The 20,531-nt window shown below is 63.9% G+C and carries 19 protein-coding genes; 6 read left to right on the plus strand and 13 right to left on the minus strand.

Going from position 1 to position 20,531, the window contains the following annotated elements; genetic code table 11:
- Window positions 1-8 precede the first annotated feature (8 nt).
- The 3 genes from tadA to AC07NT_RS07435 are packed head-to-tail and all read right to left on the minus strand — an operon-like array spanning window position 9 to window position 3,536.
- Window positions 9-1,391 (minus strand): tRNA adenosine(34) deaminase TadA, encoded by a 1,383-nt coding sequence (tadA, locus tag AC07NT_RS07425; RefSeq protein WP_498597114.1) that lies wholly within the window; start codon window positions 1,389-1,391, stop codon window positions 9-11.
- Window positions 1,378-2,001 carry an FMN-binding negative transcriptional regulator gene (locus AC07NT_RS07430; protein ID WP_498597113.1) on the minus strand — a complete coding sequence of 208 codons (624 nt, stop codon included), beginning with the start codon at window positions 1,999-2,001 and terminating at the stop codon, window positions 1,378-1,380. Before AC07NT_RS07430 ends, tadA begins: the two co-directional genes overlap by 14 nt.
- Before the next feature lie 41 nt (window positions 2,002-2,042).
- The gene (locus tag AC07NT_RS07435; RefSeq protein WP_498597112.1) at window positions 2,043-3,536 is read right to left on the minus strand and encodes a sensor domain-containing diguanylate cyclase; all 1,494 of its coding nucleotides are present in this window, start codon (window positions 3,534-3,536) and stop codon (window positions 2,043-2,045) included.
- A 145-nt stretch (window positions 3,537-3,681) separates the two neighbouring features.
- On the opposite strand from AC07NT_RS07435, the gene AC07NT_RS07440 reads away from it, so the two are divergent.
- The gene (locus AC07NT_RS07440; protein WP_498597111.1) at window positions 3,682-5,514 is read left to right on the plus strand and encodes a PcfJ domain-containing protein; all 1,833 of its coding nucleotides are present in this window, start codon (window positions 3,682-3,684) and stop codon (window positions 5,512-5,514) included.
- A 16-nt stretch (window positions 5,515-5,530) separates the two neighbouring features.
- Here the strand turns inward: AC07NT_RS07440 and guaA are convergent, their stop codons facing one another.
- Both guaA and guaB read right to left on the minus strand, forming a co-directional pair.
- Window positions 5,531-7,144, minus strand: a complete 1,614-nt coding sequence (gene guaA, locus AC07NT_RS07445) for a glutamine-hydrolyzing GMP synthase (RefSeq protein WP_498597110.1) — start codon at window positions 7,142-7,144, stop codon at window positions 5,531-5,533.
- 84 nt (window positions 7,145-7,228) lie between these two features.
- Window positions 7,229-8,698: an IMP dehydrogenase gene (guaB, locus tag AC07NT_RS07450; protein WP_498597109.1), complete on the minus strand. Its 1,470-nt coding sequence runs from the start codon at window positions 8,696-8,698 to the stop codon at window positions 7,229-7,231.
- Window positions 8,699-8,824: 126 nt separating this feature from the next.
- On the opposite strand from guaB, the gene AC07NT_RS07455 reads away from it, so the two are divergent.
- Window positions 8,825-9,307 (plus strand): DUF4124 domain-containing protein, encoded by a 483-nt coding sequence (locus AC07NT_RS07455; RefSeq protein WP_498597108.1) that lies wholly within the window; start codon window positions 8,825-8,827, stop codon window positions 9,305-9,307.
- On the opposite strand, the gene AC07NT_RS07460 is transcribed toward AC07NT_RS07455, so the two are convergent.
- On the minus strand, window positions 9,308-9,643 hold the full coding sequence (locus tag AC07NT_RS07460; RefSeq protein ID WP_498597107.1) for an RnfH family protein: 336 nt from the start codon (window positions 9,641-9,643) through the stop codon (window positions 9,308-9,310).
- Window position 9,644: 1 nt separating this feature from the next.
- A complete protein-coding gene (locus AC07NT_RS07465; protein ID WP_498597106.1) occupies window positions 9,645-10,088 on the minus strand; it encodes a type II toxin-antitoxin system RatA family toxin in 444 nt (147 codons plus the stop codon).
- Between the two features lie 63 nt (window positions 10,089-10,151).
- Here AC07NT_RS07465 and smpB point away from each other — a divergent pair, with 63 nt between their 5' ends.
- The 4 genes from smpB (at window position 10,152) to AC07NT_RS07485 (ending at window position 12,494) form a co-directional block, all read left to right on the plus strand.
- Window positions 10,152-10,625, plus strand: coding sequence for an SsrA-binding protein SmpB (smpB, locus tag AC07NT_RS07470; RefSeq protein WP_498597105.1), 474 nt, complete (start codon window positions 10,152-10,154; stop codon window positions 10,623-10,625).
- A gap of 89 nt (window positions 10,626-10,714) precedes the next feature.
- Window positions 10,715-11,110 carry a COG4315 family predicted lipoprotein gene (locus AC07NT_RS07475; protein ID WP_498597104.1) on the plus strand — a complete coding sequence of 132 codons (396 nt, stop codon included), beginning with the start codon at window positions 10,715-10,717 and terminating at the stop codon, window positions 11,108-11,110.
- A 44-nt stretch (window positions 11,111-11,154) separates the two neighbouring features.
- A complete protein-coding gene (locus tag AC07NT_RS07480; protein ID WP_498597103.1) occupies window positions 11,155-11,673 on the plus strand; it encodes an RNA polymerase sigma factor in 519 nt (172 codons plus the stop codon).
- Window positions 11,674-11,690: 17 nt separating this feature from the next.
- Entirely contained in the window at window positions 11,691-12,494 is an 804-nt protein-coding gene (locus AC07NT_RS07485; RefSeq protein WP_498598482.1) for an anti-sigma factor family protein, read from the plus strand.
- 9 nt (window positions 12,495-12,503) lie between these two features.
- Here the strand turns inward: AC07NT_RS07485 and AC07NT_RS07490 are convergent, their stop codons facing one another.
- From AC07NT_RS07490 to infB, 6 genes are read right to left on the minus strand one after another with little or no spacing between them, the layout of a single operon-like run.
- On the minus strand, window positions 12,504-13,619 hold the full coding sequence (locus AC07NT_RS07490; protein ID WP_498597102.1) for an enoyl-CoA hydratase/isomerase family protein: 1,116 nt from the start codon (window positions 13,617-13,619) through the stop codon (window positions 12,504-12,506).
- Complete coding sequence (locus AC07NT_RS07495; protein WP_498597101.1) at window positions 13,616-14,491, minus strand: DMT family transporter; 876 nt, start codon at window positions 14,489-14,491, stop codon at window positions 13,616-13,618. Before AC07NT_RS07495 ends, AC07NT_RS07490 begins: the two co-directional genes overlap by 4 nt.
- A gap of 24 nt (window positions 14,492-14,515) precedes the next feature.
- A complete protein-coding gene (gene typA / locus AC07NT_RS07500) occupies window positions 14,516-16,345 on the minus strand; it encodes a translational GTPase TypA (protein ID WP_498597100.1) in 1,830 nt (609 codons plus the stop codon).
- Window positions 16,342-17,292, minus strand: coding sequence for a tRNA pseudouridine(55) synthase TruB (gene truB, locus AC07NT_RS07505; protein ID WP_498597099.1), 951 nt, complete (start codon window positions 17,290-17,292; stop codon window positions 16,342-16,344). The genes typA and truB overlap by 4 nt, the downstream gene beginning before the upstream one ends.
- 2 nt (window positions 17,293-17,294) lie before the next feature.
- A complete protein-coding gene (gene rbfA / locus AC07NT_RS07510; protein ID WP_498597098.1) occupies window positions 17,295-17,669 on the minus strand; it encodes a 30S ribosome-binding factor RbfA in 375 nt (124 codons plus the stop codon).
- A 3-nt stretch (window positions 17,670-17,672) separates the two neighbouring features.
- On the minus strand, window positions 17,673-20,480 hold the full coding sequence (gene infB, locus AC07NT_RS07515) for a translation initiation factor IF-2 (protein WP_498597097.1): 2,808 nt from the start codon (window positions 20,478-20,480) through the stop codon (window positions 17,673-17,675).
- Window positions 20,481-20,531 lie beyond the last annotated feature (51 nt).

Below are 20,531 nucleotides of genomic sequence, written 5' to 3' on the forward strand. Positions count from 1 at the left end.
GCTGCTGATTATCGGGGCGAGAAGTGACGCAGCGCAGCCTGCGCGATGAACTCGCCCTGCTCCTGGACGAAATGCCCGCCCTGCTCCACTCGCATAGGCTCGGGGCAGCCGCGTATCGTTTGCCGCAGCTGCTGCATGACAGGCCAGCCCAGCACGGGGTCCTGCATGCCCACGACCATCAGGCTGCGGCCCTGCCAGTCCTGCTGCCAGAAGGCACGCGCCTGGAGCGAAATGGCGGCACCATCGGCGTCTTCGGTCTCCGGCACCATGGGCGGAAAAGCGCGCAGGGCGGCGCGGTGGCCGCGATCGGGAAAGGGGGCGTTGTAGGCCACGCTCTCCTCCACGCTCATCTGCGGGTTGCCGCGCGCAAGCAGGCGCCCCACATCGAAGTCGGGCTTCTGGGCGCACATCTCGCGCCAGGCCAGGAAACCGGGCGTGAGCGGCGCATCTCCGGTGGCCAGCATGGTGTTCATGACCAGGAGGCCGTTGTAGCGTTGAGGCGCCGCCATGGGCAGGGTCAGGCCCAGCAAACCACCCCAGTCCTGCACCACCAGCACGGTGTCTTGCAAGTCCAATCGCTCGACGAACTCCAGCAGCACCTGGCGATGCCAGCTGAAGCTGTGCGCAGATTCCTTCTTGGGTTTGTCGCTGCGACCGAAGCCGATCAGGTCCGGGGCCACCACCCGATGCCCGGCTGCGAGGAAGACCGGGATCATCTTGCGATAGAGGTAGCTCCAGCTCGGATTGCCGTGCAGGCACAGCCAGGTCAGCGGCGCATCCCGCGGTCCTTCATCAAGATAGTGCAAGCGCAGGCCGGACAGGGCTGGCAAGTCATTGAGGTAGTGCGGTGTCCAGGGGTAGCCGGGAAGTTCGCTGAAACGCTCGTCGGGGGTGCGCACAGCATCCTCGCGCACTGGCTGGCTTTGCCTGCGCTGGGTTTCGCGTCTGGCGTGGAAGAAGTCTTGCAACAAGGCCCCACAAGGGCCGGCCTGAACCCCGCCCTGGACAACCGTCTGGTGATTGAGCTGGGGGTAGGAAAAAAGGTCCAGCACCGAGCCGGCCGCACCGGTCTTGGGATCCGACGCCCCGAACACCACCCGCTTCAGGCGCGCGTGCAGCAGGGCACCGGCGCACATGGGACAGGGTTCCAGTGTGACGTAGAGCTCGCAGTCCTCCAGCCGGTAGTTGCCCATGCGGGCCGCGGCATCACGCAGGGCTCGGACCTCGGCGTGGGCCGTGGGGTCGTGGCTGCTGATCGGTGCGTTGTGCCCGACCCCGATCACCTCGCCACGATGCACCAGAACCGCCCCTACCGGTACCTCACCGGCAGCACCGGCCAGGCGCGCCTGCGCCTGCGCCAGCTCCATGAAGTGTTCGTCAGTGGCTGCCATGCAGACCCAGTCGCTCCATCCAGGCGGCCAGTTCGCGCTCGTTCTCGTTGCCCGCAGCATAAGCGGTCTTCATGGCGGCATGGGCTTCCGGCCGGTGCTGATTGATCTTGAGCTTGCATTGCAGGGCCGTGACCCGCAGTTCGAAGGCCACGATGCCGGCCAGCATCTTGCGCGCATAGTCTTCCCCCAGGCTGCGCCATTGCGCGACATAGGCGGGTTCATGGTCCCCGATGAGCTTCTTCAGCAAGCCATCCTTCGCCTGCGCCTCTTCGATCAGGGCAGCCTGCACGGTGCAATGCACAGCCAGATAGTTCCAGGTGGGAACCCTCGCCAGATCCGGATAGACACCGGGCGACATATAGGCGTGCGGGCCCATGAAGGTCACCACGGACTGGGGCCGGGCCTGCAGGTAGCGCCAATGCGGATTGGGCTTGGCCACGTGGCCCAGCAGTACGAGTTGCTCCCCCTCCTCCTGCACGTGCAGGGGAAGGTGCGTGACGTAGGGCAGGCCGCCGTCGTCCAAGCTGATCAGGCTGGCAAAGGGATGCCCACGCATCAGGGCCAAGGCATGCTCGCGCTCTTCGGATTTGAATTGGGGTGGCAGGTACATGGTGCTAACCTGAAGTCTATCCCGACCGCAGGCCGCAGGCTTCAGTGCAATTCAGCCAGAACGGTGCGATTGCGCCCCTGCTGTTTGGCGGTGTAAAGGGACTGGTCCGCCCGCTTCAGGGCCATCTCGGCCGAACGATCATCGGGGGAGATCATGCTGGCGCCGATACTGACGCTGTAGGCGATGTCGCGCTGGCCATAACGCACGGGGCTGCGACCCACCTGCTCCCGCAGGCGCTCGGCCAGCTTGAGCATCCCGTCCCGGTCGGTGTTGGGCAGCACCACGACAAACTCCTCGCCTCCCCATCTGCCGGCGATATCGATGCCGCGCAGCTGGATGCGCAGTTGCTGGGCCAGGGCACGGATCACAGCATCGCCGGCATCATGCCCGTGCTGGTCGTTGATGTTCTTGAAATGATCGATGTCGATCATCAGCAGGCCCGAGGATTCGCCGCGCAGGGCCCGCTTCCATTGCTCCTGTATGTACTGTTCACTGACACGCCGGTTGTTCAGTCCGCTCAACGCATCGGTACGCGCCATGACGGCCAGTTCTGCGTTGGCCTGCTCGAGCTTGATGATCAGTTCGCTGGACAGCGTATGCCAATGCATGAAAAAGCGATAACCGAAAAAGGCCAGGAACAGGATGATGAGCGCAAAGATCCAGTAGAAAGCCCAACTGGTCGCCCCCAGGATCTCCGCTGCCTGAGTGATGGCAATGGTATCGCCACCCTTTATGGCACCTTCTACCCGGCTATTGCCCAATCCAATCGTGACGAAACCATAGGCCAACACCCCTAACAACATGACGGCGATCAGCCTCAGCACACGCAAGCGCGGCTGTGTGGCCTCCAGACTGAGGTAGGCCGGGTTGCGGATCTGCCAGCGCGACATGGCCGGCCAGCTCAGATACAGCAGGGGCCCAACCAGCAACACGCTTTGCAGGAAGGCACCCAGCCACCAGCCCTGCCAGATCGCCAACGCCGCCGTGGTGTCGATGCGATTGGTATAACACCAGACCAGCGCCCCGGCGGAGCCGAATACGCTGGCCACGAAGGCCAGGTGGATGTAGACCAGCAGGGATTCCAGCGTGCGCAGGCCGCGCGATACGGCGATCGCGCGGTAACCCAGCACCAGCACGGCAAAGCCCAGGGGATTGGCACAGGCAAACAACAGGGCCCAGGCCCATGGCATGCCCGCATAGAGCGCCAGCGACAGCGTGGCCAGGTAGGCCGGTATCGCGCCCCACCACCAGCCGAAGTTCAAGGCCCACCAGAGGCAGATCAGCAAGGGGGGGTAGACCGTGACGTAGACGTCCAGGCCGCCGAAGGACAGCGGCAGCCCCGACCATTGCTGGACCACGGTGACCAGTCCCAGGACGATGCTCAGGGCAACGCTCAACAGCCAGGCAGCCAACACCTGTAAACGGGTGCGACGAGGCGCCAGTTGCCAGAGTTGCCGTGGGTCCACCGAGCGAAAGGCTTCCGGCGCCCCATCACTCGGGGCCAATACGTCATCAGCACGGGCGGGCTTGCTCACCTGCCTATGATGGCATGTTCCAGCCCGCAGGTCACGCCGGGGTCGGCATGACCTGCCGGGCCAAGGGCTGACTTCGCATGAGGCGCGCACTTTCTGCTATCTTTGTCCAGCACAGAGACAAGTTCGGGGCACGACAGGTACAGGCATGAGCGGCGCGCTGGTGGGATTCCGGATCAATGGCGAGAACAAGCTGCAACGGCTGTATGGCGAGCGCAGCAGCGAAGGTGTGCTCGCTGAATTGCTGGCCTACCTGCGCAGCGTCAGCAATGCCCGCCTGAGCACTTATGCACGCTCGCTGAAGATGGTCGGCCTGGAGCGCGGCCATTTTCCTGGTGAAGCCGACCAGGCCGTGCTCCAGGACTTCTGCGAAGACCATTTCGGCGAAACCTGCCGGCAGAGCACGTGGGCCGAAGCCTTTGCCAATTTCCCCGAGCTGGAAGGCTGGCACGCCGGTTTCCCTTTCATGCCGGCGGCCGCGCTGCACAGCTGCGGCGACGTGTCCTGGGGCTTTCTGATCGACCTGGACGCGGATGAGCTGCAGATTTTCATCAACCGCAACGCGCGCTTCCAATGGCGGGACATGGCCGACGTGCAGCCCGCCTATTGCACCCTGGCCCTTGCCCACGCGCGTGAACTGACCGTGCAAGATCTCTCGGCCCTGCATGGCTTGCTGCACCAGCACTCCTACTCGGATGGCATCGATCCGGTCCTGCCCCTGCGCGATGCCGTGTCCGCCCCTTTCCCGGGGCCCGGCGAGTGGCAGGCCCGGCTCAAATTGGCCCATGGCCGTGTGCGCCTGTTGCTGGAACGCGGCCCGCTCAAGGCCAAGGTCAGGCAGGTCGGTGAACTGAAGCTGGATGAAGCCCACTGCGGCACCCTGCTGCGCGACGCGCTGGACGCTCGGGTGCTGGAACTGTCGCAGGCCATTTACGGACCCGGCGCGAACCTCGGCCAGGTTGCCCATGTGGCCGCCAGGCTGCCCTTGCTCCCCTACGCCCCCGGTGACGGCGGTCTGCCGCTGCTCGACCTGGGCCTGAGCCCCGGTTCCGGACTTGGCCTGGCGCTGGGGGCAGGGTTTTTCGACGCGGTTCGGGCGCGTTTCCTGGCCGCTGGAATGAGCGCGCAAGGCTGGCGTTTCCTGATCAAGCAAGACAACGACGTACTGCGTTTTGTGCTGCAGTTCTTCCCGCCTTCGGTACGCATCCTGGGGGCCTTCAACCATTTCATCAACCTGCTCGCCAGCGCGCTGCAGAACGAACCGCTGTACATCGAACGTTGCCAGCCTGCCTTGCGGGGGGTCGAACGCATCCTCGACCGCACGCGCGGACGCCCGGGGCCGCTGCGTGAGGAAAACGCCCGCATCTTCCTGCGCGCCATCATGCGAGCCCGCCTGTCCCCGGAGGATGAGGCCAATCTGCCGCACGATGCACAAGATGTATCCGATTTCATCTATTCGCAGACGGCCGTGCTCAAGGGCGTGACCTGGCGCTCCCTGTGCCGCCGCTCCGACGCCTGGCACCGCGCGTTGCTGGTCACCGTCGATCCTGAAAAGGACGTGCGCTGGGTCGCCCTGCTACCGCGCTACGTTGCCGGCCCCTTTCTTGCGGTGGAACTGGACACCGGCTCCTTGCTGGCTGAAGAAGGGCTGGAGCAGCGGCACTGCATCGGCACCTACGTCAATGCCTGTGCCAGCGGCGCCACTCGGGTCTTTTCCCTACGCCGCAATGGCAGGCGCATGGCGACGATCGAACTGCAGCGCAACCACGACGGCTCGTGGCGCATGGTCCAGATCCGCGGCAAGGCCAACACGGTGATCCAGGACCCTGCCATGCTGCAGGCAGCCAATCAGGTGGCACTGGCCTATTCGGAAGCGGCGCAGCTACGGCTGCATCTGCCGCACCCGCCGGAAGGAGCGCAAGCGGGCAGTTATGTGCCGCCGACCTACCTCATCCACCGGCAGGAGCACTGGACCGGCTAGGCCAGCTCTCTGCTGCTTACTCCCACTCGATGGTGGCCGGCGGCTTGGAGCTCACGTCGTAGGTTACGCGGTTGATGCCGCGCACCTCGTTGATGATGCGGCTCGATACCTTCTTGAGCAGGGCATAGGGCAGCTCGGCCCAGTCTGCCGTCATGAAATCACTGGTCTGCACAGCGCGCAGGGCCACCACGTAGTCGTAGGTACGGCCATCGCCCATCACGCCCACGCTCTTGACCGGCAGGAACACAGCGAAGGCCTGGCTGGTCAACTCATACCAGGTCTTGCCCGAGATAGGCTCAATGGTCGAACGCAGCTCCTCGATGAAGATGGCGTCGGCCCGGCGCAGCAGGTCGGCGTAATCCTTTTTCACCTCCCCCAGGATGCGCACCCCCAGGCCCGGGCCCGGGAAGGGGTGACGGTAGACCATGTCATGCGGCAGGCCCAGGGCCACGCCGAGTTCACGCACCTCGTCCTTGAACAGGTCGCGCAGCGGCTCCAGTAACTTGAGACCGAGCTGCTCGGGCAGCCCACCGACGTTGTGGTGGCTCTTGATGGTGACGGCCTTCTTGCTCTTGGCGCCACCCGACTCGATGACGTCCGGATAGATGGTGCCCTGCGCCAGCCACTTGGCACCCTGGGCACCCTCGCCTTTGAGCTTGGCCGCTTCGGCCTTGAAGACGTCGACGAAGAGGCCACCGATCATTTTGCGCTTCTGTTCGGGCTCGCTGACACCGGCCAGCTTGCCTAGAAACAATTCACTCGCATCGACCCGGATCACGCGCGCGTGCAGTTTGCCCGCGAACATGTCCATAACCATGTCGCCCTCGTTCAGACGCAACAGTCCGTGGTCCACGAACACACAGGTCAGCTGGTCACCGATGGCGCGGTGGATCAGTGCCGCAGCCACGGACGAGTCAACACCACCGGACAGGCCCAGGATCACCTCTTCCTTGCCTACCTGCTTGCGGATGGCCTCCACCGCCTCGGCCACATGGTCACGCATGACCCAGTCCGCGCGGGTGCCGCAGATCTCCAGCACGAAGCGCTCGAGGATCGCCCGGCCCTGTACCGTGTGGGTGACCTCGGGATGGAACTGCACAGCATAAAAGCGGCGCTGCTCGTCGGCCATGCCGGCGATGGCGCAGCTGGGCGTGGACGCCATGAGCTTGAAGCCGGGCGGGAAGGCCGTGACCTTGTCACCGTGGCTCATCCAGACCTTGAGCATGCCGTGGCCTTCGGGGGTGCTGAAGTCGGCAATGTCCTTGAGCAGGGCGGTGTGGCCATGGGCGCGCACCTCGGCGTAACCGAACTCGCGCTGATGCCCGCTCTCGACCTTGCCGCCGAGCTGCTGCGCCATGGTCTGCATACCGTAACAAATGCCCAGCACCGGCACGCCCAGATCAAACACCGCCTGCGGGGCCTTGTCGGTGGTTTCCTCGTAGACGCTGGCGTGGCTGCCCGAGAGGATCACCCCCTTGAGATGCCCGTCGGCAGCGAATTCACGCACCCATTCATCCGTCACATCACAGGGATGGACCTCGCAGTACACATGCGCCTCGCGCACACGGCGCGCGATCAGCTGCGTGACCTGGGAGCCGAAATCGAGGATGAGGATCTTCTGGTGTTGCATGGCGGTACGGGAGCAGTTCTGGCAATCTGAAAGGCGAAGGCCCGAACGCCGTGGATGGGGGTTCGGGCCCGGGCTGCGGTTTTCTCAGTCAGCGCGGTAGTTGGGCGCTTCTTTGGTGATCTGAACGTCGTGCACGTGGCTCTCGCGGATGCCCGCCGAAGTGATTTCCACGAACTCGGCCTTGTTGCGCATCTCCTCGACGGTGGCGCAACCGCAATACCCCATGCTGGCACGCAGGCCGCCGGCCATCTGGAAGATGATGGCGACCACCGAGCCCTTGTAGGGCACGCGGCCTTCGATGCCCTCGGGCACCAGCTTGTCGGCTTGCGGATTTCCGGCCGTGGATTCCTGGAAGTAGCGGTCGGCACTGCCCTGCTGCATGGCCCCGATGGAGCCCATGCCGCGGTAGCTCTTGTAGCTACGCCCCTGGAACAGCACAATCTCGCCGGGCGCCTCTTCGGTACCGGCGAACATGCCCCCCATCATGACGGTGCCGGCGCCGGCCGCGATGGCCTTGGCGATGTCACCGCTGTAGCGGATACCGCCGTCGGCGATCAGCGGCACACCCGTGCCCTTGAGCGCCGTGGCCACATTGTCGATGGCCATGATCTGGGGCACGCCCACACCGGCCACGATGCGGGTGGTGCAGATGGAGCCAGGACCGATACCGACCTTGACGGCGTCGGCGCCAGCCTCCACCAGGGCCAGCGCGGCAGCGCCGGTGGCGATATTGCCGCCGATCACGTCCACCTGCGGATAGGTCTGCTTGACCCAGCGCACGCGGTCGATCACGCCCTTGCTATGGCCGTGGGCCGTGTCCACCACGATGGCGTCCACACCGGCCTTGACCAGGGCCTCGACCCGGGCCTCGGTGCCCTCACCCACGCCCACCGCCGCGCCCACACGAAGGCGACCTGAGGCGTCACGCGCGGCGTTCGGGAAGTTCAGCTGCTTGGTGATGTCCTTGACAGTGATCAGGCCCTTGAGCTCGAAAGCATCGTTGACAACCAGCAGTCGTTCCAGCTTGTGCTTGTTCAGCAGGGCCTTGGCCTCGGCCGGGGTAGTGCCATCAGGCACGGTGATCAAGCGCGCGCGGGGCGTCATGATCTCGCGCACCGGCAGCTCGTAACGGGTTTCGAAGCGCAGGTCGCGACCGGTCACGATGCCAACCACCTTGCCGCCATCCACCACCGGAAAGCCCGAAATCCCCAGCTCGTCGGACAGCTTCATGACATCACGCACTGTCGTCGTGGGGCTGATGACCACCGGATCGCGCAGTACGCCGGATTCGTAGCGCTTGACCTTGGCCACTTGCGCGGCCTGCTCGGCCACGCTGAGGTTCTTGTGCACGATGCCCATGCCGCCTTCCTGGGCGATGGCGATCGCCAGACGGGCTTCAGTGACCGTGTCCATGGCCGCAGAGACCAAGGGCAGGTTCAGGGAGATATTGCGGGAGAAACGGGTCGAAAGAGAGGTGTCCTTGGGCAGGACCTGGGAGTACGCTGGCACCAGCAACACATCGTCGAAGGTGAGCGCTTTACCTAGAAGGCGCATGTCTAAGCTCCAAAAAACGGATTGTACCCGCCTCGATGCCTGTTTGCAGCGGCCCTCCACGATCCGCCCGCTGCAAACAGGCAACAGGTCAGGGAAAATTCAGCTTGGCGGCGCTACACTGCTGACATGAAACCGATCCGCCCCCTGATCTGCCTGGCCCTGTGCGTCTATGCGCTCACGGCCGGCGCCCAATGGCAATGGATGGACAAGGATGGCCGCAAGGTCTTCAGCGACCGGGCGCCGCCGTCCGATATCCCCGAGAAAAACATTCTCAAACGGCCCGGTGGTCGCAGCTCCGCTGAGTCGGTCACAGCGCCTGCAGCAGCAACGCCCACTGCAGCCGCCCCGGCCGGTGTGGACAAGTCTCTGCAAGACAAGAGGAAACAGGCCGAGGAAGCCGACGCTGCCAAGCGCAAGGCAGAGGAAGAGCGCAACACCCGCGCCATGGCCGAGAGCTGTCAACGTGCCCAGCAGGCTAAGGCTAGCCTGGACTCGGGCGCGCGCATGAGCCGCGTCAACGAAAAGGGCGAACGCGAGTTCTTCGACGAAAATGCCATCGCCGCCGAAGGCCAGCGGCTGCAGAGCATCATCAACGAAAACTGCAGGTAATCAGTAGCCCGTCTTGGACCCGGGCCGCTTCTGGGCAAAAAGACCGGCCCGGCCGGCCCCCTGTTTGGCAAAACGCTCACGCCGCGCCACCTTGGGATCGACACGCAAAACCCGGTACACCTCCACCCGGTCCTGCGTTCGCAGGACCTGATCGCGGTTCGCCTTGCGGCCCCAGACCCCCACCGGCGCATGCTGCAAATCAAGCTCTGGGTGCTGCCTGGCCAGACCGCTGGCCTGCAGGGCCTGGGCCACGTTGCTGCCAGCCGGTAGGCGCAGGACCAGCTCACACACCTGACGGGCTGCTGGCGCGTAGACGACCAGGACTTCGATGTCCACTTCAGGCCCCGTAAACCTGCTCGGCCCGCTTGACGAAGGCATCGACCAGGCTGGCCGCAATCTTGTCAAACACCGGGCCGACCAACTTGCCCAACAGAGCATTGGAGAACCCATAGTTCAGGGTCAGCTCGACCTTGCAGGCCCGCTGACCGCCCTCGCCCACCGGCCGGAAGTTCCAGTAGCCTTCGAGCTTTGAAAACGGCCCCTTGACCAGTTCCATCTTGACCTCGCTGCCGGGGACATGGGTATTGCGGGTGGTGAAACTTTGATGGATGCCGCTGAAAGCGATGCCCACCTCGGCCGTGGCGCCGCCCTCATGGGCTTCGATGATGTGGGCGTGGTCACACCACGGCAGGAACTGCGGATAGTCGGCCACACCGGTAACCAGTGCGTACATTTCCTGCGGGCTGTACCAGATGAGAACGGACTTGTGGACGGTTTTCATAGAATGCAGGGCTCGCACCCCAAACGGAATTGTAAGTTTGGCGCCCGCCCCCAACTGAACTTCATGGCCAAAAAACCCGAAACACCTGCCCGCATTGCCGACAACAAGAAGGCCGTCTTCAATTATTTCATCGAGGAACGCTTCGAGGCCGGCATGGTGCTGGAAGGCTGGGAAGTCAAGGCCGTGCGCGAGGGCAAGGTGCAGCTGACCGACGGCTATGTGGTGATCCGCGACGGCGAGATGTACCTCATCGGCTGCCAGATCAATGCGCTCAAGACCGCCTCCACCCACGTCCGACCGGATGCCGTTCGCACCAAGAAACTGCTGCTCAAGAAGGACGAGATCCGCCGCCTGATCGGAAAAGTCGAGCAGAAGGGCTACACCCTGGTGCCCCTGAACCTGCACTGGAAAAGCAACAAGATCAAATGCGAAATCGGCCTGGCCAAAGGCAAGGCCGAGCATGACAAGCGCGACACCATCAAGGACCGCGAGGGCAAGCGCGAGGTGGAGCGCGCCATGAAAAGTCGCAGCCGCTGATTTATTTTCAGGTGCATGGAATAAACCGGGACCAGCCAGCGTTTATCCCGTTGAGCACGCTTTTGTGCCGCAACCCGACGGAGATGAACATGACTTTGACTGCCCACCCCGCCAAACGCGCCTTCCTGTTTCTCACCCTGAGTGCTGCCTTGCTGGTCGGCTGCGCCTCCATGGCCGCCGGCCCTGCCAAGGTATCCGATGGCGTACTGACCGGCCCCAACGGCATGACGCTCTACACCTTTGACCGCGATACGGCCGGCAGCGGCAAATCCGTCTGCAACGGCCCCTGCGCCACCAACTGGCCGCCCCTGATGGCTGGCGACATGGATCAGGCCAGCGGTGATTACAGCATCATCACGCGCGACGATGGAAAGAAGCAGTGGGCCATCAAGGGCAAACCCCTGTACTACTGGGCCAAGGACATGAAACCCGGCGACCGCACCGGCGACGGTTTCAACAAGGTCTGGCAACTGGCCCGCCCTTGAGGCTTTTAGGGCGGGATCCCTTCTCCCTATAGAGTTCACGGCAGATGGAACGCCCCGCCCTCGTCGAACAGATCCCTGGCCTGCGCCGTTATGCGCGTGCGCTGACCGGGGATGCGTGGGCCGCCGACGATCTGGTGCAGGACACCCTGGAGCGTGCCTGCGCCAAGTGGCGGCTGTGGCGGGTGGGCTCAGACCTGCGGGCCTGGTTGTTCACCCTGATGCACAACCTCTATGTGAGCCAGGTACGACATACCCTGCGCCAGGGTGAATTGGCCCGCCCCCTGGACATCGATGAGCCAGGCCAGGAGTCTGCTGCCCCGATGGCCCCCTTAGACAGCGCCATCGATCTGCAGCGCTGTCTCTTGCGCCTGCCCGAGGATCAGCGCGTGGTGCTGCTGCTGGTCACACTGGAGGACCTGTCGTATACCGAAGTTGCCCGCATCACGGGCGTGCCGGTAGGCACGGTCATGTCGCGCCTGTCGCGCGCGCGCAGCCGACTGCAGGAGCTCATGACGACGCCACCCGAGACTGCTGTGACCCCCTCCCTGCGGCGTCTCAAGTGAACCTGACGAAGAAGACCATGGACATACGCCCCGACCACCCTGTCAGTGAAGAAGAGCTGCATGCCCTGCTGGATGGCCAGCTGGATGCGGTCGCACGGGCGGCGCTCGAAGCCCGCCTGGCACGCGACCCCGCAGCCACGGCCACCCTGCAAGCCTGGCAACGCCAGCTCACATTGCTGCGCGGACTGCACCAGAATGTGCTGCAGGAAGCCGTCCCCGCCAGCCTGCTGGCCGCCGCCGGCCGGGCCGGCCAAGCCCACCAGCAAGTCCAGCAATGGTGGCGTTGGGGAGGCATGGCGGCTGGTTTGGCGCTGGCTTTTGGCCTGGGCTGGTTGATGCACGGCCAGATGGATCCCGCGTCGACGCTGGCGCGCGCCCAGCCTGTCCGGGAGTTTGTTCAGCAAGCCTCCCTGGCCCACGCCGTCTTCGTGCCCGAGGTGCGGCACCCCGTTGAAGTTGGTTCGGCCCAGGAGGAGCACCTTGTGCAATGGCTGTCCAAGCGCCTGGGGCGTCCGCTCAAGCTGCCCAAACTGAACCAGCAGGGTTTCGATCTGGTCGGTGGCCGGCTACTGCCGGGCAGTGACGGGGCGCGTGCCCAGTTCATGTACCAGAACAAACGCGGCGAACGGGTCACCCTCTATCTGGGCAGCACCCCCGGAGAGATACGGACTCGCGACGCCAGTACAGAATTCCGTTACACCGCCGATGGCCCGGTCCCGGGTTTCTATTGGGTGGAGGGAGGCTTTGCCTATGCCCTGTCAGGTGCGCTGACACGCGAACAGCTGCTGCAACTGGCGCAAGCGGTTTACCACCAGCTCTGAGCAGCTTGCTCAGGCCAGTTCGCGCAGCGGATGCGCGTGCGCCGGCCAGGGCGAGACGAAGAAACCGTCAACCATGGCCGGTGTCACATCCTCCAGTCGTGCAGGTACCCATTTGGGCGTGCGGTCCTTGTCGATCACCAGGGCACGTATGCCTTCCATGGTGTCGGTTGCCGTCATGTAGCGATTCAGGTGGCGCGCGTTGAAGCAGTGCCGCACCATGTCCCGCTCCATGCGCAGCTCGTCGGCCAGGCTCATGCCGGCCCCGCGGCGTATCTGTTGCAGCGTGACCTCCAGCATCAGCGGGGAATGCATGCGCAGGGCCTTGGCGGTGCTGGCCGCCCACTCACCGGTTTCCTTTTCCAGTGCCAGCAAGATGTGCAGCACGTCTGGCTGTTCGAAGCAGCGAGCGATGGTGTCCAGCGGCAGAGTCGCGGCGGGTGCTGACGTGATGTAATCCTTCTGCCAGGTCTGCAAGCTGGTCACATCGAAACTCGTCAACCCGGCCAACGCCTCCCAGGCCTCCGCAACGCGTGCCGCATCGAAGCAGGCATCGGCCAGTTGCAGCGCCAGCGCGTCGGCTGCACCGACGACTTCACTGGTCAAGGCCAGCCATTCGCCGCCATGGCGCGGGCAACGCGCCAGAAACCAGCCGCCGCCGACATCGGGGAAAAGACCGATATTGGTCTCGGGCATGGCCATCTTGGTACGTGGTGTGACGATACGCAGCTTGGCCCCCTGACTGATGCCCATGCCACCCCCCATGACCACACCATCCATGAAGGCGATGTAGGGCTTGGGATAGTGGTGGATCAGGTGATTGAGCGCGTATTCCTCGGTGAAGAAGTCTTCCAGCTCAGCATCGCCACGCAGCACGGCCTGATGGAAGAAGCGGATGTCGCCTCCGGCGCAGAAGGCGCCAAAAGGCCCTTCCTTGCCCATGCCTCGAATGGCGACCGCCTGCACCTTCGGGTCTTCACGCCAGGCCAACAATGCAGCGGCCAGGGCCCGGATCATGGGCAGGGACAAGGCATTGAGAGCGCGCGGACGGTTCAGGGTAATGCAGCCGAGATGGCCATGAACTTCGGTCAATACCTCGGGGCAGGTATAGGCAATGGGGGATGTCATTGTTTCTTCTTCCAGACCATCAATTCGTTGGCGACCAGCGCGAACAACACCAAGGCGCCGCCCTGCAGTACGGTGGTAGCGGGTCGCTCACCTGCACCGAGCCAGACCAGCAGGATGCCAAAAATGATTTCCAATTGCGCCAGCAGGGAGACCTCTGGCGCCTTGAGCACGCGCGCGCAGATCACCACCAAGGTACAGGGTATGGCCAGTTGCACCAATCCCAAAAGTGCGAGCAGGCCGATGTCGTGCGCAGTGGCTTGCAGGGGCAGCGCCAGCGGTAGCGTGACCAGTGCAGAGAGCATGCCTCCCACCAGCACCGAAGGAATCAGGTCCACGTCCTCACCCTTGGCATGGGCGTGCTGCACCACGATCCAGTTGATGGCCGAACTCAGTGGCACAAAAAGCGCCACAAACAGGCCCGCGCCGCTGTCTCGCCCCAGCTGCCCGCCGAACATCCAGGCCATACCAACACCGGCCAGCGCGATGGCCATCCAGGTGAACCAGGCGATGTGCTGGCGCAGGAAGATCCATGCCAGCAGCGCGGTAAACAGGGGGCTGAGCGAGGAGATCACCAGCACCCCGGCCACGCTGCTCATGGTCAGGGCCAGCATGAAGGTGGTGAACATGGCGCTCCAGCACAGGCCGGACCACCAGAGTGCTGCTGGCGCGCTGCGCAGCTGACGCCAGATGGCTGCCGGCCCGCGCCACAGCGGCAAGATCACGAGCAGCGAGATGGCCGTGAAAAAGCTACGCCAGAAGGTGACCTCAAAGCTGCGCGCCGCCTCCAGCTGCCGCGTGACGACGCCGGCGATGGACCACATCAGGGCCACCGCCACCATCACCCACACGGCACGCTGGTGCGTCAGCTTCATCGCCCTTCAGCTGTGAACAGCCGTTCAGAGGCTCTTGCCGGCGCGCTTGCGTTCGTTTTCGGTCAGGTGACGTTTGCGCAGTCGGATCGACTTGGGCGTGATTTCGACCAGCTCGTCGTCCTCGATGAACTCCACGCCGTATTCCAGCGTGCAGTCGATTGGCGGCGTGATCTTGATCGCGTCTTCCTTGCCGCTCACTCGGAAGTTGGTAAGCTGCTTGGTACGGGTGGCGTTGACCACGAGGTCGTTGTCGCGGTTGTGGATGCCGACGATCATGCCTTCGTACACCGGGTCATTGGCCTTGACGAACATGCGGCCACGGTCGTCCAGCTTGCCCAGGGCATAGGTGAAGATTTCACCGGCGTCCATGGAGATCAGCACGCCGTTTTTACGGCCACCGATGTCGCCCTTGTGCGGCTCGTAACCGTCGAAGATGTTGGAGATCAGGCCAGAACCACGGGTCAGGTTAAGGAACTCGTTGGAGAAGCCGATCAGGCCACGGGCCGGGATGCGGTATTCCAGACGGACTCGACCGCGGCCGTCCGGCTCCATGTTCACCAGTTCGCCCTTGCGCTCGCCCAGGGCCTGCATCACGCCGCCTTGGTGCTGCTCCTCGATGTCAGCGGTGACCAGCTCGATAGGTTCACACTTCTCGCCGTTGATCTCCTTGAACATCACGCGCGGCTTGGACACGGCCAGTTCGTAACCTTCGCGACGCATGTTTTCCAGCAGGATGGTCAGGTGCAATTCACCGCGACCCATCACTTCGAAAATACCCTCTTCGTCTGTTTCCTTGACGCGCAGAGCGACGTTGTGCTGCAGCTCTTTCTGCAGGCGGTCCCAGATCTGACGGCTGGTCACGAACTTGCCTTCGCGTCCAGCCAGCGGGCTGGTGTTGACGCAGAAATTCATGGTCAGAGTCGGCTCGTCGACCTTGAGCATGGGCAGCGGTGCCGGCTTGAGCGGGTCGGTGATGGTCACGCCGATGCCGATTTCATCAATGCCGTTGATCAGCACGATTTCCCCCGGACCGGCCTCCGTGGCCTGTACACGCTCCAAGCCCTGGAAAGTCAGCACCTGGTTGATCCGGCCCTTGACGGCCTTGCCGTCCGGCCCTTCCATCACAACCACATCCATGGCGGGTTTGATCGTGCCCTGGCTGATGCGGCCCACGCCGATGCGGCCCACGAAAGTGGAGAAGTCCAGCGCGGAAATCTGCAGTTGCAGCGGCGCGGTCGGATCACCCTTCTGCGAAGGCACGTGCTTCAGGATGGTGTTGAACAGGGCCGACATGTCGGGGCCCCACTGCTCACCCGGTGCACCCTCTTCCAGCGAGGACCAGCCATTGATGCCGGAGGCGTAGACCACGGGGAAGTCGAGCTGTTCGTCGTTGGCGCCGAGCTTGTCGAACAGGTCGAAGGCCGCGTTGACCACCTTGTCCGGATTGGCGCCGGGCTTGTCGACCTTGTTCACGACCACGATGGGCTTGAGACCCAGGGCCAGTGCCTTCTTGGTCACGAAGCGCGTCTGCGGCATCGGACCTTCCTGCGCGTCGATCAGCAGCACCACACCGTCCACCATGGACAGGGCGCGCTCCACCTCACCACCAAAGTCGGCGTGGCCGGGGGTATCGACAATGTTGATGTGCGTGCCTTCCCAGGTCACGGCGCAGTTCTTGGCCAGGATGGTGATGCCGCGCTCTTTTTCGATGGCATTGTTGTCCATCACGGTGTCCACCACCTTCTCGTGTTCGGCAAAGGTACCGGACTGGCGCAACAGCTGATCCACCATGGTGGTCTTGCCGTGGTCGACGTGGGCGATGATGGCGATATTGCGGATCTGTTTATGGCTCATGGTTGGCTTTCCAGGATTTGTTGGATTTCGATCGGGCTCAACAGGCGCCCGGGTATGAGTTCCCCCGCCTTGGCATGGGCGGTGCCCAGCAACGCGTGGGGTTGATCGCCGTAAACGGCGATCTGGTCGTTATCCGGCCAGTTGCCACGACGGCGCAGGCCGCTGAGGAAACGACCGGCATTTTCTTTGTCGAGCGTGACGGCGGCATGACCGTCCAGAAGCGCATCGACCGGCTTGAGCTGGACAGGACGCTCGGCCTCGTTCATGCGCTCCAATCCCTCCAGGGTCACGCATTGGGTCTGGTCAAACGAACCGGTGGCGATGCGACGCAGTGCCACCAGATGGCCGCCGCACCCCAGGGCCTCGCCGATGTCTTCACCCAGGGTGCGGATGTAGGTACCCTTGCTGCATTTCACGCGCAGGCGTAGGAACGGCTCGTCGCCCTGCAGCTGCACGTCCAGCAGTTCCAGTTCATGGATCACCACATCGCGGGGCTCGCGCTCGACGGTCTCGCCTTCGCGGGCATATTCGTACAGGGCCTTGCCGTCTTTCTTGAGCGCGCTGTGCATGGGCGGTATCTGACGGATCGGGCCCATGAACTGGTCAAGAACCTCCACCACCTGGCCCAGGGTGCAGTTCACCGGACGGGTCTCTATGACCTCCCCCTCGGCATCGGCCGTGCTGGTGCGCACACCCAGACGCACCGTGGTCTCGTAGGTCTTGTCGGCATCGAGGTGCAACTGGCTGAACTTGGTGGCGGCGCCAAAGCAGATGGGCAGCACGCCCGTGGCCAGCGGGTCAAGCGTGCCGGTGTGACCGGCCTTTTCGGCGCGCAACAGCCACTTGGCCTTTTGCAACGCATTGTTGCTCGAGAGTCCGAGCGGTTTATCCAGCAAAAGCACCCCATGCACAGGGCGCCTTTGCACCCTGGTGCGTGGCGCTTGCATGGTCAACCCTCGTCTTTGGAACGCGACGCGACGGCCTGCGCGATCAGCGCATTCATGTCGGCGGCCCGCTCGGTCGTGCGGTCGAACAGGAAATGCAAGGTCGGCACGGTGTGAATGTGCAGACGCTTGAACAAACCATTGCGCAGGAAACCTGCGGCCTGGTTCAACGCATCCTGAGTCTCCTGCGGGTCACCGACCAGGACGCTGAACCAGACCTTGGCATGCGCGTAGTCGGGCGTGACCTCCACGCTTTGCAGCGTCACCATGCCCACACGCGGGTCTTTCAACTCGCGCGCGATCAACTCCGTCAGATCGCGCTGGATCTGATCGGCGACCTTGAAGCCGCGGTTCGGAGTGGATGACTTTTTGGCCGGCATGGTTTACAGCGTACGGGCGATCTCTTTCACCTCGAAGAACTCCAGCTGATCACCTTCCTTGATGTCGTTGTAGTTCTTGAGCTTGATACCGCACTCGAAACCTTCCTTGACCTCGCGCACATCGTCCTTGAGGCGCTTGAGCGAGTCGAGTTCGCCGGTGTAGATGACCACGTTGTCGCGCAAAAGGCGGAAATGCGCACTGCGGGTGACGAAACCGGCGGTGACCATACAGCCGGCCACAGTACCGATTTTGGAGGCCACAAAGACGGTACGGATCTCGGCCATGCCGATGACCTCTTCCCGCTTCTCCGGTGCCAGCATGCCCGACATGGCAGCCTTCAATTCATCGACGGCGTCATAGATGATGTTGTAGTAGCGGATCTCTACGTCGTTGCCTTCGGCCAGCTTGCGCGCACCGGCATCCGCACGGGTGTTGAAGCCGATGATGAGAGCCTTGGAGGCGATCGCCAGGTTGACATCGGACTCGCTGATGCCACCGACAGCTGCATACACGAGCTGTACCTTGACCTCTTCGGTCGAGAGCTTGAGCAGCGAGGCTGCCAGAGCTTCCTGCGAACCCTGCACATCGGCCTTGACGATGATGGGCAGCATCTTGACTTCGCCAGCGGAGATGTCGGAGAACATGTTCTCCAGCTTGGCGGCCTGCTGCTTGGCCAGCTTGGTGTTGCGGAACTTGCCCGCACGGTACGTGGCAATCTCGCGCGCGCGGCGCTCGTCGGACAGCACCATGAACTCATCACCCGCCTGGGGCACTTCCGTCAGGCCCTGGATTTCCACCGGGATGGACGGGCCAGCCGACTTGATCGGCTTGCCGTTTTCGTCCAGCATGGCACGCACGCGGCCATAGGTCTGGCCGGCCAGCACCACGTCGCCGGTCTTGAGCGTACCGGTCTGCACCAGCACGGTGGCGACCGGACCGCGGCCCTTGTCCAGCTTGGCCTCGATGACCAGACCCTTGGCCATGGCGTCGACCGGAGCCTTGAGCTCCAGCACCTCGGCCTGCAACAGCACCTGCTCCAGCAAGGCATCGATACCCTGGCCGGTCTTGGCCGATACGGGTACGAAGGGCGAGTCACCGCCGAACTCCTCGGGCACCACCTCTTCCACCACCAGTTCCTGCTTCACGCGGTCCGGGTTGGCATCGGGCTTGTCGATCTTGTTGATGGCCACGACGATGGGAACCCCGGCCGCCTTGGCGTGCTTGATGGCTTCCCGGGTCTGCGGCATGACGCCGTCGTCGGCGGCCACCACCAGGATCACGATGTCGGTCGCCTGGGCGCCACGGGCACGCATGGCCGTGAAGGCCTCGTGACCCGGAGTGTCCAGGAAGGAGATCATCCCGCGCGGCGTTTCCACGTGGTAGGCACCAATGTGCTGCGTGATGCCGCCGGCCTCGCCCGCGGCGACCTTGGCGCGGCGGATGTAGTCCAGCAACGAGGTCTTGCCGTGGTCGACGTGACCCATGACGGTCACGACCGGAGCGCGCGGCAGGGATTCACCGTGTTGTTCCGACACTTCCTCGTCGGTGAAGGCTTCGGGATCATCCAGTGCCGCCACGATGGCCTTGTGGCCCATTTCCTCGACCACGATCATGGCCGTGTCCTGGTCCAGTGGCTGGTTGATGGTGACCATCTGGCCCAGCTTCATCAGGTGTTTGATAACCTCCGAGGCTTTCACGGCCATCTTGTGCGCCAGTTCGGCCACGGTGATGGTCTCGGGCACGTGCACTTCGATGACGCGGGCTTCGGCCGGCGCGGCCTGGGTCTGCTGATCATCGCGGTCGTGACCGCGCTTGCCGCGCGGGCCACCCCGCCAGCTGCTGCGACCGACGCCGCCGCTGGTGTCGCCGCGGGTCGGGATGGCCTTCTTCTTGGCCGGATCACCAGCCCAGCTGGACGACAGCTTGGCCGACTTGATTTCCTTGCCAGCACCGGCACCCGCTGCGGGTGCCGCCGTAGTTCCAGGCTTGGCAGGTTTGGCCGTGGTGGTGCCGGCAGCCGGCTTGTGCAGCGTGCCCTTCTTGGCTTCCGCGATCGGCTTGGGTTCTTCCTTCTTGACCACCGGCGGCTTCTTGGCCGCGCTGGACATCATGGTGCGGATGGCCGCGGCTTCGGCCTCGGCCTTGCGGCGGCGCGAGTCCAGATCGGCGCGCGCCAGCTCCTCGTCGGCACGCACCTTGGCTTCCGCCGCGGCCTTGGCCTGGGCGACAGCCTTGACGGCGTCCTCGTCAACCACCGGCTTGACCGGCTGAGACTTGGCCTCTTCGGCAGCCTTGGCCGCGGCTTCGCGCTCCTGGGCCTCCTGAGCCTCGCGCTGGCGACGACGTTCAGCCAGTTCTTCTTCCTGGCGGCGGATCAGTTCGGCCTGACGGCGGGCTTCTTCCTCGCGGCGGGCCAGTTCGGCGTCGTCGATCACCGGTGCAGCCGGCACGGACGGCGACGGGGCCGGTGCGGCGACTTCCGCAGCGTTTTCCACCACCTCACTGCCATCCTCGCGACGCACGAAGGTGCGCTTCTTGCGCACCTCGACCTGAATGGTGCGGGCCTTGCCGCTGGCGTCGGCCTGCTTGATCTCGCTGGTCGACTTCTTGGTCAGCGTGATCTTCTTGCGCTCAGCCGTGGCCGTGCCATGGCTGGCCTGCAGGAAACCCAGCAGGCGCTGCTTGTCGGCATCGGTCAGGGTGTCGGCTTCGGACGCCTTGGCCACGCCTGCGGCCTTCAGCTGCTCAAGCAGGGTATCGGTTGACTTCTTGAGTTCGGTTGCAAACTCGGCGACGGTCGTACTGGACATTTGGTGTGGGGCCTTTAGCTACGGCATGACAAGCCCGGAGGGCAAAGCCAG

It is taken from the genome of Hylemonella sp. GW821-FHT10B10, assembly GCF_059415585.1.

Coding starts and splice junctions, on each gene's coding strand:
- infB (WP_498597097.1), bottom strand. CDS start 20,480: ATGTCCAGTACGACCGTCGCCGAGTTTGCAACCGAACTCAAGAAGTCA.
- guaB (WP_498597109.1), bottom strand. CDS start 8,698: ATGCGCCTTCTAGGTAAAGCGCTCACCTTCGACGATGTGTTGCTGGTG.
- AC07NT_RS07440 (WP_498597111.1), top strand. CDS start 3,682: ATGAGCGGCGCGCTGGTGGGATTCCGGATCAATGGCGAGAACAAGCTG.
- truB (WP_498597099.1), bottom strand. CDS start 17,292: ATGCAAGCGCCACGCACCAGGGTGCAAAGGCGCCCTGTGCATGGGGTG.
- guaA (WP_498597110.1), bottom strand. CDS start 7,144: ATGCAACACCAGAAGATCCTCATCCTCGATTTCGGCTCCCAGGTCACG.
- AC07NT_RS07495 (WP_498597101.1), bottom strand. CDS start 14,491: ATGAAGCTGACGCACCAGCGTGCCGTGTGGGTGATGGTGGCGGTGGCC.
- AC07NT_RS07465 (WP_498597106.1), bottom strand. CDS start 10,088: ATGAAAACCGTCCACAAGTCCGTTCTCATCTGGTACAGCCCGCAGGAA.
- AC07NT_RS07455 (WP_498597108.1), top strand. CDS start 8,825: ATGAAACCGATCCGCCCCCTGATCTGCCTGGCCCTGTGCGTCTATGCG.
- AC07NT_RS07430 (WP_498597113.1), bottom strand. CDS start 2,001: ATGTACCTGCCACCCCAATTCAAATCCGAAGAGCGCGAGCATGCCTTG.
- AC07NT_RS07475 (WP_498597104.1), top strand. CDS start 10,715: ATGACTTTGACTGCCCACCCCGCCAAACGCGCCTTCCTGTTTCTCACC.
- tadA (WP_498597114.1), bottom strand. CDS start 1,391: ATGGCAGCCACTGACGAACACTTCATGGAGCTGGCGCAGGCGCAGGCG.
- AC07NT_RS07480 (WP_498597103.1), top strand. CDS start 11,155: ATGGAACGCCCCGCCCTCGTCGAACAGATCCCTGGCCTGCGCCGTTAT.
- AC07NT_RS07485 (WP_498598482.1), top strand. CDS start 11,691: ATGGACATACGCCCCGACCACCCTGTCAGTGAAGAAGAGCTGCATGCC.
- AC07NT_RS07490 (WP_498597102.1), bottom strand. CDS start 13,619: ATGACATCCCCCATTGCCTATACCTGCCCCGAGGTATTGACCGAAGTT.
- typA (WP_498597100.1), bottom strand. CDS start 16,345: ATGAGCCATAAACAGATCCGCAATATCGCCATCATCGCCCACGTCGAC.
- smpB (WP_498597105.1), top strand. CDS start 10,152: ATGGCCAAAAAACCCGAAACACCTGCCCGCATTGCCGACAACAAGAAG.
- rbfA (WP_498597098.1), bottom strand. CDS start 17,669: ATGCCGGCCAAAAAGTCATCCACTCCGAACCGCGGCTTCAAGGTCGCC.